We start from the raw sequence: 13,649 nt of genomic DNA, 5'->3' as shown, positions 1-13,649 counted from the left end.
GGAGCGCGGGGGCTACCCCCCGGAATTCGAATTTACTTATTCGGTTGCGGCGTAACGCGCAGGTACGGACGCACGGCCTTGTAGCCTTTGGGGAACTTCTCTTTGATGACCGCTTCGTCCTGCAGGGACGGGACGATGATCACATCGTCGCCATCTTCCCAGTTGACCGGCGTGGCCACGCTGTGGCTGTCGGTCAGTTGCAGCGAATCAATGACGCGCAGGATCTCATTGAAGTTGCGGCCCGTGCTGGCCGGGTACGTGATGATCAAGCGCACCTTCTTGTTCGGGTCCACGATGAACACGGAACGCACCGTCAGGGTGGCGTTGGCGTTCGGGTGGATCATGTCGTAGAGCTCGGAGACTTTACGGTCCTTGTCGGCCAGGATGGGAAAGTTGACCTGGGTGGACTGCGTGTCGTTGATGTCTTCGATCCACTTGGAATGGGAATCCGTGCCGTCAACCGACAGCGCCAGCACCTTCACGTTGCGCTTGGCGAATTCATCGGCAAGCTTGGCCGTGTAGCCCAGTTCTGTGGTGCACACCGGGGTGAAGTCGGCCGGATGCGAAAAGAGCACCCCCCAGCTATTGCCCAGATACTCGTGAAAGCGGATGGGACCGGCCGAGGAATCCTGTTCAAAATCAGGGGCGGTGTCGCCCAGACGTAGATGACTCATGGTGTCTCCTGTATGCGGATTGAGTGGGGAGGGATCTGGCCGCCCGGCGTCGAAGGGCCGCTCAGAATGGTGCTTGAATGTTCAGCTTAGCGCGTCAGAAACGATTCTTCCATCAAACCTTTGACCGACGAAATACGCAAGCCATATAACCTTATGCAATATTCGCGTCCGCCCCGCAGGCGTCCGCCACCACCCCGGCTCGCACCGCGGCGGACAAGGCCAGCGCGCGCGGCAGGATGTGCGCGGCGTAGAACAATCCTGTCGCGATCTTCGACTTATGGAACGGGTCCGACGACCCCGCTGCAAGATGCCGACGGCACGCCAGCACGGCGCGCGCCATCTGCCATCCACCGTGCACCACACCGGCCAGCATCAGGTACGGCACGCTGCTGGAAAACACCGCGCGGACGTTCGCGGCCGACTGCTCAAGAATGAAGCCCACGCCCGCCTCGTAGGCCTGGATGGCGCCATCCAGGTTGTCGCGCAACAGGCGCAGCGCGTCGCGCTCGGGCGCGGCGGCGCGTCCCGACTCGGCCTCGACCGCGCGCAGCGTCTCGCGCATGGCGGCAATGGCCGCGTAGGCAGTAGCGCCGCCGTCGCGTTGTGTCTTGCGGCCGACCAGGTCGTTGGCCTGGATGGCGGTGGTGCCCTCGTAAATGGGCAGGATGCGCGCATCCCGGTAAAACTGCGCCGCACCGGTTTCCTCAATGAAGCCCATGCCGCCATGCACCTGGATACCCAGCGACGCAACCTCTACCGCGGTCTCGGTCGAGTAGCCCTTCACGATGGGCACCATGTACTCGTAGAACGCGCGGTTGCGCGAGCGCTGTTCAGGGTCGGGGTGATGCGTACCCTTGTCGTGCGCCGCGGCCGTCACGTACGACACGGCGCGGGCCGCCTCCGTCAAGGCCTTCATGGTCAGCAGCATGCGTTGCACATCGGGATGGCGCACGATGGCAACCGGCGCGGCGGACCCTTCCACCGCACGCCCCTGCACACGCTCGCGCGCGTACGCCAGCGCATGCTGGTACGCACGTTCAGACACGCCAATGCCCTGCTGGCCCACCGAAAAACGCGCGGCATTCATCATGATGAACATGTACTCAAGGCCACGGTTCAGTTCGCCGCCCTGATAGCCCACCGCGCCCTCGCCGACGTCACCCTTGCCCGAGCCGTACAGCAACACCGCCGTCGGGCTGCCATGGATGCCCAGCTTGTGTTCCAACGACGCGCACCAGACGTCGTTGCGCTTGCCCAGGCTGCCGTCCGCTTCGACCAGGAACTTGGGCACGATGAACAGCGAAATGCCCTTCACACCCGCCGGCGCGTCCGGCGTGCGGGCCAGCACCAGGTGGATGATGTTTTCCGCCAGGTCGTGCTCACCGAAGGTGATGAAGATCTTTTGCCCGAACAGGCGGAAGCTGCCGTCATCCTGGCGCACCGCGCGCGTGGCGACCTGGGCCAGATCGGAGCCCGCCTGCGGCTCGGTCAGGTTCATGGTGCCAGTCCACTTGCCCGCGATCAGGTTGGGCACGTATTCCTTGCGCTGCGCGTCAGAGCCCACGGTCAACACCGCTTCGATGACCCCATCGGTCAGCATCGGGCACAAGGAAAACGCCAGGCTGGCGGCCTGGATGTTCTCGGCCGGCGCGGCCGCAACCAGCTTGGGCAAGCCCTGCCCGCCCCAGGCCTGCGGGTGCTGCAAGCCCTGCCAGCCGCCCGCGGCGTAGTCCTTGAAGCCTTGGGCATAGCCAGGTGTGGTGGTGACCTGCCCATCGTTCCAGACGGGCGGATGCGTGTCGCCGGGCACGTTCAACGGCGCCACCGCCTGCTCAACAAAGCGGCCGTTTTCTTCCAGGATGGCGTCGACGAGGTCCGGCGTCACGTCGTCAAAGCCGGGTAATTTAAGGATGTCGTCCAGGCCGGCCAGTTCTTTCAGCGTGAAGCGGAAATCCTGTAGCGGGGTTACATAGGGCATGGTGTCTCCGGGTGCAAAACGACAGCGAGGCGCCGGGCGCCTCGCGTCTACTGCGTTTTTTGAATTCGCGTCTTAACTCAGATGGTACGCCAAGGACACAATGATCGGTCCCAGCACGGGCAACAGCACGTTGGCGATGGCGTAGGTCACCGTGTAGCCCAAGAGCGGCACGGAGCTGCCGCTGGCATTCAGGATGGCGCTGATGGCGGGCGTACTGACGTGCTGGCCGGCGATGGCCCCCACCAGCAAGGGGCCTTCGATCTTCAGTATCTTGTGGCCCACCCACAGCGACAGGCAGGCGGGGCCCAGCGACACCAGCAAGCCGATCACGGGCAGCACGGCGCCATGCTCACGAATGAGCGATACCGCCTCGGGCCCCGCCGACAAGCCTACGCACGCCACAAAAACCGCCAGCCCAAGGTCTTTCAGCAGTTGCACGGCATGATCCGGCATATGGCCAATAGACGGGCGCTTGGCGTTGATCCATCCGCAGACCAGCCCGCTGACCAGCGCCCCGCCACCGCTACCCAGCGACACCGGAATACCCCACATGCGCGCGCTCAGGCTGCCGATCATCAGGCCGGCAAGAATGCCAAAGGCCAGGAACACCAGGTCGGTAATGCCGCTGCGGCGCAGTTCATTGCCCAGCGCGGCGCCGGCTTCCGACAGTTCGGGTTCGGTGCCCACCAGCGTCACCAGGTCGCCATACTGCACAACGGTGGCCGGCGTCAGCGGCAACAAATGGCCCGACCGCATGATTGATTGCACGAAGACGCCCCGCGCGCGCCGGGCTCCCGGCCGTTTGGCCAGTTCACCCATCGTGGTGCCGTTGATCGCCTTTTTATTGACGATAACGGCCAGCTCGCTCATTTGAAGGTCTTCCGCATGCGCCTCGGGCAGCAGGATTTCAGGCCCGACGACCGTGCCCGCGCGCAGCGCGAAGCGTCGCAAGCCCAGCACCACCACTACGTCACCGGTGACCAAGGTATCTTCGGGCGTGGCGTTTACGGCCTCGCCGTTGCGCAAGATGCGGCTGATCACCGTGCGCCCGCCCAACTGCGCCTCGACATCGCCCACCTTCATGCCGTCCGCATCCTTGACGACATGCGCGCGCCCCACCAGGCGCGGCAAGGTAGGCAGGTTCACGTCCTCGTCATCGCCCGAGGCCACGCCCAGCTTGGCTTCCAAGGCTTTGGACGCCTCGCGCAAGTTGATGCGCAGCAGCGCGGGCGCCACCTGGCTGGTGAAGAACACGATGCTGATCAGGCCCACCAGATAGGTCAGCGTGTAGGCCGTGGCGATGTTGGCCTCCATGCGCTGCACTTCGGCATCCGGCAGGCCCAGGTGCTTGAGCGCCTCGGCAGCCGTACCCACTACCGCCGATTCAGTCGCCGCCCCCGCGGCCAGGCCCGCCGCCGTGCCGGCGTCCAGGCCAAACAGCGGCACCGCCGCCAGCACGATGCTCAGCACCAGCAGCGCCTCGATGATCGGCAAGGCGATGTAGCGCAGGCTGGAGCGGTTCAGGTTGGCGAAGAACTGCGGGCCGCCTGAGTAGCCCATGGCAAAAATGAACAGCGCGAAAGCAACCTCTTTCAGGTCGCCGCGCATCTGGCAACCCGTCTGGCCGATCAGCAGGGCGACGATGAGCGTGCCGCACACGCCGCCCAACTGAATCGGCCCGCCCTTCAACTTGCCGATCAGGTATCCCAAGCCCACCGTCACGAACAACACCGCGATGGGAACGCTGTTGAAAAACCCGACTGAGCATGTCATAAGATCATGTCGCCTGTGGTGGTTGCCTACTTGCGGGTTGTGGCCTTCTTGGCGGATTTGGCGGCCGTGTCCGCCTGCTTCACCGCTTTCTTCACCGCCGTCTTGGCCACCTTCTTCGCGGCCTTCTTGGCCACGCGCTTGGCGGCGCCGGCCTTCAACGTCTGGCCCTTGCCGGCGGTCGGACCCGAACGCACCAGCTCGGATGCCTTCCATGCCTCGACGTACTCAGTCGCGGACTCGACCATGTACTTGCCGATCTTGGCGTAATCCGCGTCGTCCAGATTGGCCAGCGAGATACGGATCGACCACGGCGGCCCACCGAACCCACCGCCGTCCATCAGGACCACGCCGGTTTTTTCAGCCAAGCGGAACAGGAAGTCCACCGGCTCGTAGTTCGAGGTCATGTACTTGCAGAAGGCGTCGCCATACATGACCTTGGCCCACACCATGAAGTCCAGTTCCACGTAATACCAGGCGCGCGCGGGGTCTTCCGGCGGCAGCGGTATGCCCAGCCCACTCCACAGCGCGTCGCGGCGGGCCCGCACGATTTCCATGGTCAGATGCTTGTAGGAGTCCTTCAGATCCAGCAGGTGCGACAGCGCGAAGAACCCCATTTGCACCTGTTGCGGCAGCGACAGGCCGGCCGTGTGGTTCAGCGCCACATTGCGGCTGTCGGCCACCATGCGGTCAATGAACTTCAGCTTTTCGGGCTCCATCGTCATGGCGCCGTAGCGCTTGTTCAGCCGCTGCTTCCAGGCCGCGGGCAACTCGGCAATACGCCGGTCCATGGTGTTCTTCTCGTGCGTGGCGATCACGCCCAGACGCCAACCCGTGCAGCCGAAGTTCTTCGAGAAGGAATACACGCAGATGGTGTTGTGCGGCACCTCGGCCATCAGCGAGCGGAAGTTCGGCACAAAGGTGCCGTACACGTCGTCGGTCACCAGCACCAGGTCCGGATTCTTGCGGATCAAGCGCACGATCTGCTTCATCTCGACCGCGTTGAACGCCACCGATGGCGGGTTGCTCGGGTTCACCGTCACGGCAAGCTTGATCTTCGGATTTTCCAGCTTGGCGATTTCAGAAGCGGGGTAGTGCCAGTCATGCGTGCCGTCGGCGCGCATGCTGCTGGCGTTGATGGCGACAATCTTGAACTGGAAGCGCTCAAGGTGCGCGATCTCGATATAGGGCGTGAACGTCGGCAGGAACAGCGCGATGGTGTCGCCCTGCTTCAACAAGCCGTTCTGCATCAGCGAATCAAAGATGTAGCACATGGCGGCGGTGCCGCCTTCGACCGGGAACAGGTCGAACTTGCCCTTCGGGGGGCGACCGTCGCACATTTCTTTGATCAGGTAGTCATGCACGATCTGTTCAATGTGCACCAGCGCGCGCGGCGGCACGGGATAGTTGTCGCCGATGATGCTGTCAGTGAGCTCGTGGATCCACTCGTCGGGGTCAAAGCTCTTGATCTTCACGCCGTACTCAAGCACGCCCATCAGGAAGTCGTAGCCGTCCTCGCCCTTGTGCTTGGACAGGAATTTACGCAACCGGTCGGCGCAGCCCTTCTTGGCCGGCATGCCAGCCAAAATGGCGTCATCGCGCACGCGGCGCGCTTCCTTCATGGCGAATTGGCCCATCAGGAAAAACGCGTCACGCGGTTCGGTCGCGATCCAATTCGGATTGCCACGTCCGGCGTTCAACATGGTCAAGGCAGCCGTGTGCTGGTTTTCCTTGGCCAGCGTAATCAGATAATCCTTCAATTCAAACGGAGACAACTGTTCCAGGTCGCGCTGGCGCGAACGGGTCGTTTTCAAAGCCGAGGCCAAACTGACGGTAAGAGGCGAGGTGGTAGCCATTATTCAGTACTCCTGGTTTGGAACGCTAGGTCATGAGCATGACAATGACAATGCCCCAGATAATGAGCAGGGTATTGCCGATCGCATAAGGAACCGTGTAGCCCAGGGCGGGCACCTGGCTCTTCGCCGTTTCCGTGATTTGTCCGATTGCCGCCGTCGTAGTGCGGGCGCCGGCGCATACGCCCAGCACGATGGCGGGATGGAATTTGAAGACATAGCGGGCGATGAACACGCCCAAAATCATCGGCACGCTGGTGGCGATAATGCCGGCCACAAAAAGCTTGGCGCCCAATTGCTGGAAACCCTGCACGAAGCCTGGCCCCGATGTAATGCCGACCACGGCCACGAACGCCGTCAGCCCGACTGATGTCAGGAACCAATGCACAGGTTCCGGCACCCGGCCAAAAGTTGGATGCACCGACCGCAGGTAGCCGAAGATCAAGCCCGAAATCAGCGCCCCGCCAGAGGTCGACAAGGTGATGGGAATACCGCTGACCGTCAGCACCAGCGAACCAAAAAGCCCGCCCAGCAAAATGCCGAAGCCCACGAAGACCATGTCGGTCTGCTCGGTTGCCCGGTCCACATAGCCCAGCTTGCCCACGACCCGCTCAACGTCGCGTTTCGCACCCAATACGAAGAGGCGATCGCCCCGGTCCAGCTTCAGGCCCCAATTGACCGGCATCTCGTGGCCGCCACGCACAACCTTGCGCAGGAATACGCCACGGCCAAGCTGACGCACGGTCTCGTTTTCCGCCAGTTCCTTGAGGGTCTTGCCGGCCACGTTCTTGTTGGTCAGCACCACCTCGACAATCTCGGCAGGCAGGTTGATCACGTCCCGGTCTTCGACTTCGTTGCCGATGATGGCGCCGGCCTGCAAAACCAGCGCGTCATGGCGGCCCGTCACGCCCAGCACATCACCCGCCTGCAGCACGGTGCTTGAATCGTTGTCGATGATTTGATCGCCGCGACGGATGCGTTCGACAAAGACGCGCGCATCGACAAAGCGCGCCTCCAGGTCGGCGACCGTCTTGCCCACCAGTTCGGTGTGGTCCAGCTTGTAGGCGCGCGCCGTGAATTTGCGATAGCCCGACAGTTCCATGGAATCGCCGCCACCAGACATCTGGGCTTCGTATTCCTTGCACTCTTTGACGATGTCCACGCGCATCAGCTTCGGGCCCAGCGAGGCCAGCAACCACGCGCTGCCGACGGTGCCGAAGATGTAGCAAACGGCGTAGGCCACGGGAATGCTGTCGATCCACTGCTTCTTGGTCGCCGCGTCCACGCCCAGCCCGTTGATCGTGTCCGTTGCCACGCCCATCACGGCGGAAATGGTTTGAGCACCAGCCAGCAGCCCGGCGCCGGTACCGGCATCAAAGCCGAAACCCACCGCCGTGGCCCAGGTGACCAGCAAGCAGATGACGCAAATGATGACCGCGAAAATGACCTGGGGAAGGCCATCGCTTTTCATGCCGCGGAAAAATTGAGGGCCGACGCCGTAGCCTAGACCGAAGAGGAAAAGCAGGAAGAACACCTGCTTGAGAATCGGGGCGATCGTGATATCCAGTTGGCCGACCAGCACGCCTACCAGCAAAGTCCCCGTTACCGCGCCCAGATTAAACCCGAAGATTTTCTTGGCTCCAATCCAATACCCCAAGCCCAGGGTAAGGAAAACCGCCAATTCTGGATACTTCCGCAATGTCTCAAAAAACCATTCCATCCCGAATCTCCTTCGTTCTGTACAGGCCGAGCACGTGCGCGAAAAATCCTGCTGCGCGCGAAGCACATTATCAGAATCTTTCAGAAAATCAAAAGAAATACTACAGGCATATCAAATAGTCGAAGAAGATTGCAGACCAAAAAAAACCCCGCGGACTTGCGTCCGCGGGGCTTTCATACCAGTGGAGCTGCTGTGCGTTACAGCGCGCCGGTCAGTTCCGGCACGACCTGGAACAGGTCGCCCACCAAGCCATAATCCGCCACGCCAAAAATCGGCGCTTCGGGGTCTTTGTTGATGGCCACGATGACCTTCGAGTCCTTCATGCCGGCCAAATGCTGGATGGCGCCCGAGATACCGACGGCCACGTACAACTGCGGCGCAACGATCTTGCCGGTCTGGCCAACCTGCCAGTCGTTCGGGGCATAGCCGGCGTCGACCGCGGCGCGCGAAGCGCCCAATGCGGCGCCCAGCTTGTCGGCCAGCGGGTCCAGGATCTTGAAGTTTTCAGCGCTGCCCAAGCCACGGCCACCCGAGACCACGACGCGAGCGCCGGCCAGTTCGGGGCGGTCGCTCTTGGCCACTTCGCGGCCCACGAACGTGGACTTGCCCGAATCGGCAACAGCGGCGATCTCTTCCACGGCGGCCGAGCCACCTTGCGCGGCAACGGCGTCAAAGCCCGTCGTACGCACGGTGATGACCTTGACGGCGTCGGCCGATTGCACGGTGGCAATGGCGTTGCCCGCGTAGATGGGGCGCTGGAACGTATCGGCGGATTCCACGCCGATGATGTCCGAAATCTGCGCCACGTCGAGCTTGGCCGCCACTCGCGGCGCCACGTTCTTGCCCGACGCAGTGGCCGGGAACAGGATGTGGCTGTAGTTCGACGCCACGGCCAGCACCTGGGCAGCAACGTTTTCAGCCAGGCCGTCGGCCAGTTGCGGCGCGTCGGCCAAGAGGACCTTGGCGACACCGGCAGCGGCAGCGGCTTGGTCAGCCACGGCGCGCGCGTTGGCGCCGGCGACCAGCACGTGCACGTCGCCTCCGATCTTGGCGGCGGCGGCGCCGGCGTTCAGGGTTGCGCCCTTCAACTGGGCGTTATCGTGTTCGGCAATAACCAGCGTCGTCATCAGACCACCTTCGCTTCGTTCTTGAGTTTGTCCACCAGGGCCGCAACGTCGGCCACCTTGATGCCGGCCTTGCGGGCGGGCGGCTCGCTGACCTTCAGCGTCTTCAGGCGCGGCGCGGCATCAACACCCAGTTCTTCAGGCGTGACGGTGTCCAACTGCTTTTTCTTGGCCTTCATGATGTTCGGCAGCGTGACGTAACGCGGCTCGTTCAGGCGCAAGTCGGTGGTGACGATAGCCGGCAACGTCAGCGTCAACGTTTCCAGGCCGCCGTCCACTTCGCGAGTGACCGTGACTTTGCCGTCGGCCAGTTCAACCTTGCTGGCGAACGTGGCTTGCGGCCAGTCCAGCAGCGCGGCCAGCATCTGGCCGGTTTGATTGGCGTCGTCGTCGATGGCTTGCTTGCCCAAGATCACCAGTTGCGGCTGCTCTTTGTCGACCAAGGCCTTCAACAGCTTGGCCACGGCCAGCGGCTGCAGTTCAGCGTCCGTCTGCACCAGCACGCCGCGATCGGCGCCAATGGCCATGGCAGTGCGCAGCGTCTCCTGGCATTGCGCAACGCCGCAAGAAACCGCCACGACTTCAGCGACGGCACCCTTCTCTTTGAGCCGGGTCGCTTCTTCGACGGCGATTTCGTCAAAGGGGTTCATGGACATCTTCACATTGGCGATATCCACGCCAGTCTGATCCGACTTGACGCGCACCTTGACGTTGTAGTCAACGACGCGCTTGACAGGTACCAACACCTTCATCCCGCTGCCTCCAAATGGAAATAAATACCCGGCATGCGCCGGGATCGCATTGCACAATTTTTTCCTGATTCTACAGCTTCGCCAGCGCTCGTATATGCGCAACCACGCTGCGCCCTAGGGCAGATAAGTTGTAACCACCTTCAAGCGTGCTGACGATCCGGCCCTGACTATGCCGTTCGGCCACCTCCACGAGCTGCTCGGTGATCCAGGCGTAGTCGGCTTCCACCAGCCCCATCTGGCCCATATCGTCCTCGCGGTGGGCGTCAAATCCCGCCGACACCAGGATCAATTCCGGGCGGTAGGCCTCAAGCTTGGGCAGCCAGGTGTCGGTCACGATCGTCCTGACCGCGGCCCCCACCGTGTAGGCGGCCACCGGCACGTTCACCATATTGGCCGCCGGCTGCTCGGTACCGCTGTTGGGAAAGAGCGGATGCTGGAAGAAACTGCACATCAGCACCCGCTCGTCGCCCGCGAAGACGTCTTCGGTGCCGTTGCCGTGGTGCACATCGAAATCAACGATGGCCACGCGCGACAGGCCGTGGAAGTCCAGCGCATGGCGCGCCGCGATCGCCACGTTGTTCAAGAAGCAGAACCCCATGGCCTGGGACCGGCAAGCATGGTGGCCGGGCGGACGCACGGCGCAGAACGCCGTGCGGGCCTCGCCGCCGATCACCGCGTCAACCGCCGCCACACCCGCGCCCGCTGCATACAGGGCGGCTTCATAGGTGTGGGGATTCATCAGCGTGTCCGGATCGATTGGGTAATACCCTTGGTCCGGCGTATGTTCGCGCAAACTGTCCAGATACTGGACGGTGTGCACGCGCAGAAGGTCGTGGCGCGACGCCTGGGGCGCCTGCCGATCGTCCAGATAAGGCATCAAGCCGCTGGCCAGCAACTGGTCGGAAATGGCGTCCAGCCTCTGCGGGCTTTCGGGGTGCCAACTGCCCATTTCATGCAAGCGGCATGTCGGGTGGGTAAGATACATGGTCTCCATAAGGAAGATTATGTTCATCTGTCGGCGATTACTGCAACTCGGAACGCTTTCCGCCCTGCTGGCGGGCTGCTCCACCACCGCTCCCTCCGCTCCAAATTCGCTTTCGGCCCAACCCACGGCCGCCTCCGCCAACAGCGCCATCCGCATCGGACCCACCGCGCCGACACCAGCCTCCGAACTGCCGGATGACGCGCCCGCCACGCTGACCGCCACCGGCGCGCTGCGCCCGGAAGTGCGCAGCTTTGTCGAAGAACTGGCGGCCGAGCGCCAACTGCCGCTGGACCCGATGGTCAAGGCGCTTGAGAGCTCGCGCTACAACGCCACGGTGTCGCGCTTGATCGCACCGTCACCACCGGGCAAGAAAATCTGGCGTAGTTGGCTGACCTACCGGTCGCGCTTCGTCGAACCCAAACGTATCGGCTGGGGCGTGGACTTCTATAACGAAAACCGCGACCTGCTCAACCAGGCGGCCCAGCGCTTCGGCGTGCCGGCGCCGATCATTGCGTCCATCATCGGCGTTGAAACGCTATACGGCCGCAACATGGGCAATTTCCGGGTATTGGATGCGCTGGCCACGCTGGCATTCGATTACCCCGACCCCAACAAACCCGAGCGCGCCACGATGTTCCGGGGCCAACTGGCGGACTTCCTGACGCTGGTCATGAAAGACAAGCTGGAACTTGAAACGCAAGGCTCGTATGCGGGCGCTATCGGCATGCCGCAGTTCATGCCGACCAGCATCATGCATTACGCGGTGGACGGCGATGACAATGGCCATATCAACCTGACGAGCAACACGCAAGACGCCATCATGTCGGTGGGCAGCTTCCTGGCCCAGCACGGCTGGCAGCGCGGTCTGCCGGTGTTCGCGCCGGTGGTGCTGCCGGCCGATCCCACCCCGCTGGTCGACGGCGGGCTGGAACCCAAGCAAAGCTGGAGCACGCTTTCTGCGGCCGGCGCGCGCTTGCAGCCAGGCGCATCCAGCGCAGGCTGGAGCACCCAGCCCTTGGGCGTTGTGGACCTGGTCGAGGAAGCGCGGGGCACGGCGCAATACCGCGTCGGCACGCCCAACTTCTTCGCCTTGACCAAGTACAACCGCAGCTATTTCTACGCGACCTCGGTGGCGGATCTGGCCTACGAGATCGAAGCGCGGGTCGCTCGCTGATCAGCCACCCGCTGATATCCCTGCCTGAAAAAAATCGCCCCGTTCATGACGGGGCGATCTTGTTGTGGGCAGGCGCCCCGGGACAAGACAGGCTCAGTTGAAGACGCCTGTCGACAGGTAGCGGTCGCCACGGTCGCAGACAATAAACACGATGGTCGCGTCGTTGACGCGCTCGGCCACGCGCAACGCGGCAACCAGCGCGCCCGCGGAGGAGATACCGCCAAAGATTCCCTCTTCCGCCGCCAGCCGACGAGCCATGGTTTCGGCTTCCGACTGTTCGATGGACTCGTAGGCATCCACACGGCTGCGGTCGAAAATCTTGGGCAAATAGGCTTCGGGCCACTTGCGGATACCGGGGATCTGCGATCCTTCGGCCGGCTGCGCACCGACGATCTGTACGGCCGGATTGCGCGACTTCAGGTAGGTCGACACCCCCATGATGGTGCCCGTGGTGCCCATGGCGCTGACGAAGTGGGTAATGCGCCCATCGGTTTGCGTCCAGAGTTCCGGACCGGTGGATTCCACGTGCGCACGCGGATTATCGGGGTTGGCGAATTGGTCCAGCACCACGCCCCTGCCGTCCGCCTGCATTTCGGTGGCCAGGTCGCGGGCATACTCCATGCCGCCCTTGTCGGCGGGCGTCAGGATCAGCTCGGCGCCATAAGCCGCCATGGCCGCACGGCGTTCCACCGACAGGTTGTCGGGCATGATCAAGATCATGCGGTAGCCCTTCATCGCGGCCGCCATGGCCAGGGCGATGCCGGTGTTGCCGCTGGTGGCTTCGATGAGGGTATCGCCCGGCTTGATGTCGCCGCGCGCTTCCGCGTGCTGGATCATCGACAAGGCCGGACGGTCCTTCACGGAACCGGCGGGGTTGTTGCCTTCCAGCTTGGCCAGGATGACGTTGCCACGCGCGGCGCCCGCGGCACCGGGAATGCGCTGCAAACGCACCAAAGGCGTATTGCCGACGGTCTGCTCGATAGTGGGGTAGGTAGTAGTCATGCGAAAGATCATAACTCCGCCCGACAGCGAGCGCGGGCAAAAGCCGCGCTCGTGCCAGGGGTTCCCTGGCAGCCGGCTGGCGTCAGGGCCGGCCGGGCTGCGGAGTCGCGGCTTTGCCGGTGGCCGGCCGGTTGGCGGGCTTGCCGGCCGGTTTGGAAGCGGCCGAACTGCTTGGCGCCGAGGCTGGGGCAGCCGGTGCCGAGGCGGCAGTCGCTGCGGCGGCTTGGGTTGCGGTATCCCCTTCACCCACCTGCAAGCCGGCCGCCTCCAGTGCCTTTGCCTTCTTCTCGCCGATACCGCGCACGCGCTCAGCCAGGTCTTCGAACGAATCAAAGCGGCCGCCCCGCTCGCGTTCGTTGATGATGATCTCGGCCGTGCGGGGACCAATGCCGCGGATGGTCTCCAGTTGCTGCGCGCTGGCCTGGTTCACATCCAGCGCCCGCGCTTCGGGTGCGGCGAAACCGAGGCCGCCAATGAGCAGGATCGCACCCAGGGTGTGCTGCCACAAGCGGCGCCCGCCTTGCGTGCCCCCAGCCACCTGACGCGAATGGCGTTTGTGCCAAGGCATGGTCAAGGAGCGCCGGGCGACGGCGGGTACGGAAAAAGCGTTCATGGGA

11 protein-coding genes are annotated in these 13,649 nt (G+C 63.3%); 1 reads left to right on the top strand and 10 read right to left on the bottom strand.

Annotated features, from left to right (window positions below):
* Positions 1 to 32: 32 nt before the first annotated feature.
* The 8 genes from ACE04A_RS03005 to ACE04A_RS02970 all read right to left on the bottom strand — a co-directional run bounded on the left by ACE04A_RS03005 (position 33) and on the right by ACE04A_RS02970 (position 10,865).
* Entirely contained in the window at positions 33 to 674 is a 642-nt protein-coding gene (locus ACE04A_RS03005; RefSeq protein ID WP_100857180.1) for a peroxiredoxin, read from the bottom strand.
* 151 nt (positions 675 to 825) lie between these two features.
* Positions 826 to 2,652, bottom strand: coding sequence for an acyl-CoA dehydrogenase (locus tag ACE04A_RS03000; RefSeq protein WP_485819852.1), 1,827 nt, complete (start codon positions 2,650 to 2,652; stop codon positions 826 to 828).
* A gap of 72 nt (positions 2,653 to 2,724) precedes the next feature.
* The gene (aspT, locus tag ACE04A_RS02995; RefSeq protein ID WP_448718502.1) at positions 2,725 to 4,425 is read right to left on the bottom strand and encodes an aspartate-alanine antiporter; all 1,701 of its coding nucleotides are present in this window, start codon (positions 4,423 to 4,425) and stop codon (positions 2,725 to 2,727) included.
* A gap of 26 nt (positions 4,426 to 4,451) precedes the next feature.
* Positions 4,452 to 6,278 (bottom strand): bifunctional aspartate transaminase/aspartate 4-decarboxylase, encoded by a 1,827-nt coding sequence (locus tag ACE04A_RS02990; protein ID WP_448718503.1) that lies wholly within the window; start codon positions 6,276 to 6,278, stop codon positions 4,452 to 4,454.
* A 25-nt stretch (positions 6,279 to 6,303) separates the two neighbouring features.
* Positions 6,304 to 7,995: an aspartate-alanine antiporter gene (gene aspT, locus ACE04A_RS02985; RefSeq protein WP_259251754.1), complete on the bottom strand. Its 1,692-nt coding sequence runs from the start codon at positions 7,993 to 7,995 to the stop codon at positions 6,304 to 6,306.
* Between the two features lie 197 nt (positions 7,996 to 8,192).
* A complete protein-coding gene (locus tag ACE04A_RS02980; RefSeq protein WP_485819851.1) occupies positions 8,193 to 9,122 on the bottom strand; it encodes an electron transfer flavoprotein subunit alpha/FixB family protein in 930 nt (309 codons plus the stop codon).
* Entirely contained in the window at positions 9,122 to 9,871 is a 750-nt protein-coding gene (locus tag ACE04A_RS02975; RefSeq protein ID WP_054423710.1) for an electron transfer flavoprotein subunit beta/FixA family protein, read from the bottom strand. Before ACE04A_RS02975 ends, ACE04A_RS02980 begins: the two co-directional genes overlap by 1 nt.
* 70 nt (positions 9,872 to 9,941) lie before the next feature.
* Complete coding sequence (locus ACE04A_RS02970; RefSeq protein ID WP_259251755.1) at positions 9,942 to 10,865, bottom strand: histone deacetylase family protein; 924 nt, start codon at positions 10,863 to 10,865, stop codon at positions 9,942 to 9,944.
* A gap of 10 nt (positions 10,866 to 10,875) precedes the next feature.
* Between ACE04A_RS02970 and mltB the strand changes: the two genes are divergently transcribed.
* The gene (gene mltB, locus ACE04A_RS02965; protein ID WP_448718504.1) at positions 10,876 to 12,030 is read left to right on the top strand and encodes a lytic murein transglycosylase B; all 1,155 of its coding nucleotides are present in this window, start codon (positions 10,876 to 10,878) and stop codon (positions 12,028 to 12,030) included.
* 93 nt (positions 12,031 to 12,123) lie between these two features.
* Here the strand turns inward: mltB and cysM are convergent, their stop codons facing one another.
* Positions 12,124 to 13,032, bottom strand: coding sequence for a cysteine synthase CysM (gene cysM, locus ACE04A_RS02960; protein ID WP_100857887.1), 909 nt, complete (start codon positions 13,030 to 13,032; stop codon positions 12,124 to 12,126).
* A gap of 82 nt (positions 13,033 to 13,114) precedes the next feature.
* Positions 13,115 to 13,645 carry a ComEA family DNA-binding protein gene (locus ACE04A_RS02955; RefSeq protein ID WP_485819850.1) on the bottom strand — a complete coding sequence of 177 codons (531 nt, stop codon included), beginning with the start codon at positions 13,643 to 13,645 and terminating at the stop codon, positions 13,115 to 13,117.
* Positions 13,646 to 13,649: the final 4 nt, after the last annotated feature.

Source organism: Achromobacter colocynthidis (assembly GCF_057334535.1).
This window is presented reverse-complemented; position numbering and strand designations above follow the sequence as displayed.

Bases quoted from the DNA above. Each gene is read 5' to 3' on its own strand.
- ACE04A_RS03005 (WP_100857180.1), bottom strand. From the start codon at position 674: ATGAGTCATCTACGTCTGGGCGACACCGCCCCTGATTTTGAACAGGAT.
- ACE04A_RS03000 (WP_485819852.1), bottom strand. From the start codon at position 2,652: ATGCCCTATGTAACCCCGCTACAGGATTTCCGCTTCACGCTGAAAGAA.
- aspT (WP_448718502.1), bottom strand. From the start codon at position 4,425: ATGACATGCTCAGTCGGGTTTTTCAACAGCGTTCCCATCGCGGTGTTG.
- ACE04A_RS02990 (WP_448718503.1), bottom strand. From the start codon at position 6,278: ATGGCTACCACCTCGCCTCTTACCGTCAGTTTGGCCTCGGCTTTGAAA.
- aspT (WP_259251754.1), bottom strand. From the start codon at position 7,995: ATGGAATGGTTTTTTGAGACATTGCGGAAGTATCCAGAATTGGCGGTT.
- ACE04A_RS02980 (WP_485819851.1), bottom strand. From the start codon at position 9,122: ATGACGACGCTGGTTATTGCCGAACACGATAACGCCCAGTTGAAGGGC.
- ACE04A_RS02975 (WP_054423710.1), bottom strand. From the start codon at position 9,871: ATGAAGGTGTTGGTACCTGTCAAGCGCGTCGTTGACTACAACGTCAAG.
- ACE04A_RS02970 (WP_259251755.1), bottom strand. From the start codon at position 10,865: ATGGAGACCATGTATCTTACCCACCCGACATGCCGCTTGCATGAAATG.
- mltB (WP_448718504.1), top strand. From the start codon at position 10,876: ATGTTCATCTGTCGGCGATTACTGCAACTCGGAACGCTTTCCGCCCTG.
- cysM (WP_100857887.1), bottom strand. From the start codon at position 13,032: ATGACTACTACCTACCCCACTATCGAGCAGACCGTCGGCAATACGCCT.
- ACE04A_RS02955 (WP_485819850.1), bottom strand. From the start codon at position 13,645: ATGAACGCTTTTTCCGTACCCGCCGTCGCCCGGCGCTCCTTGACCATG.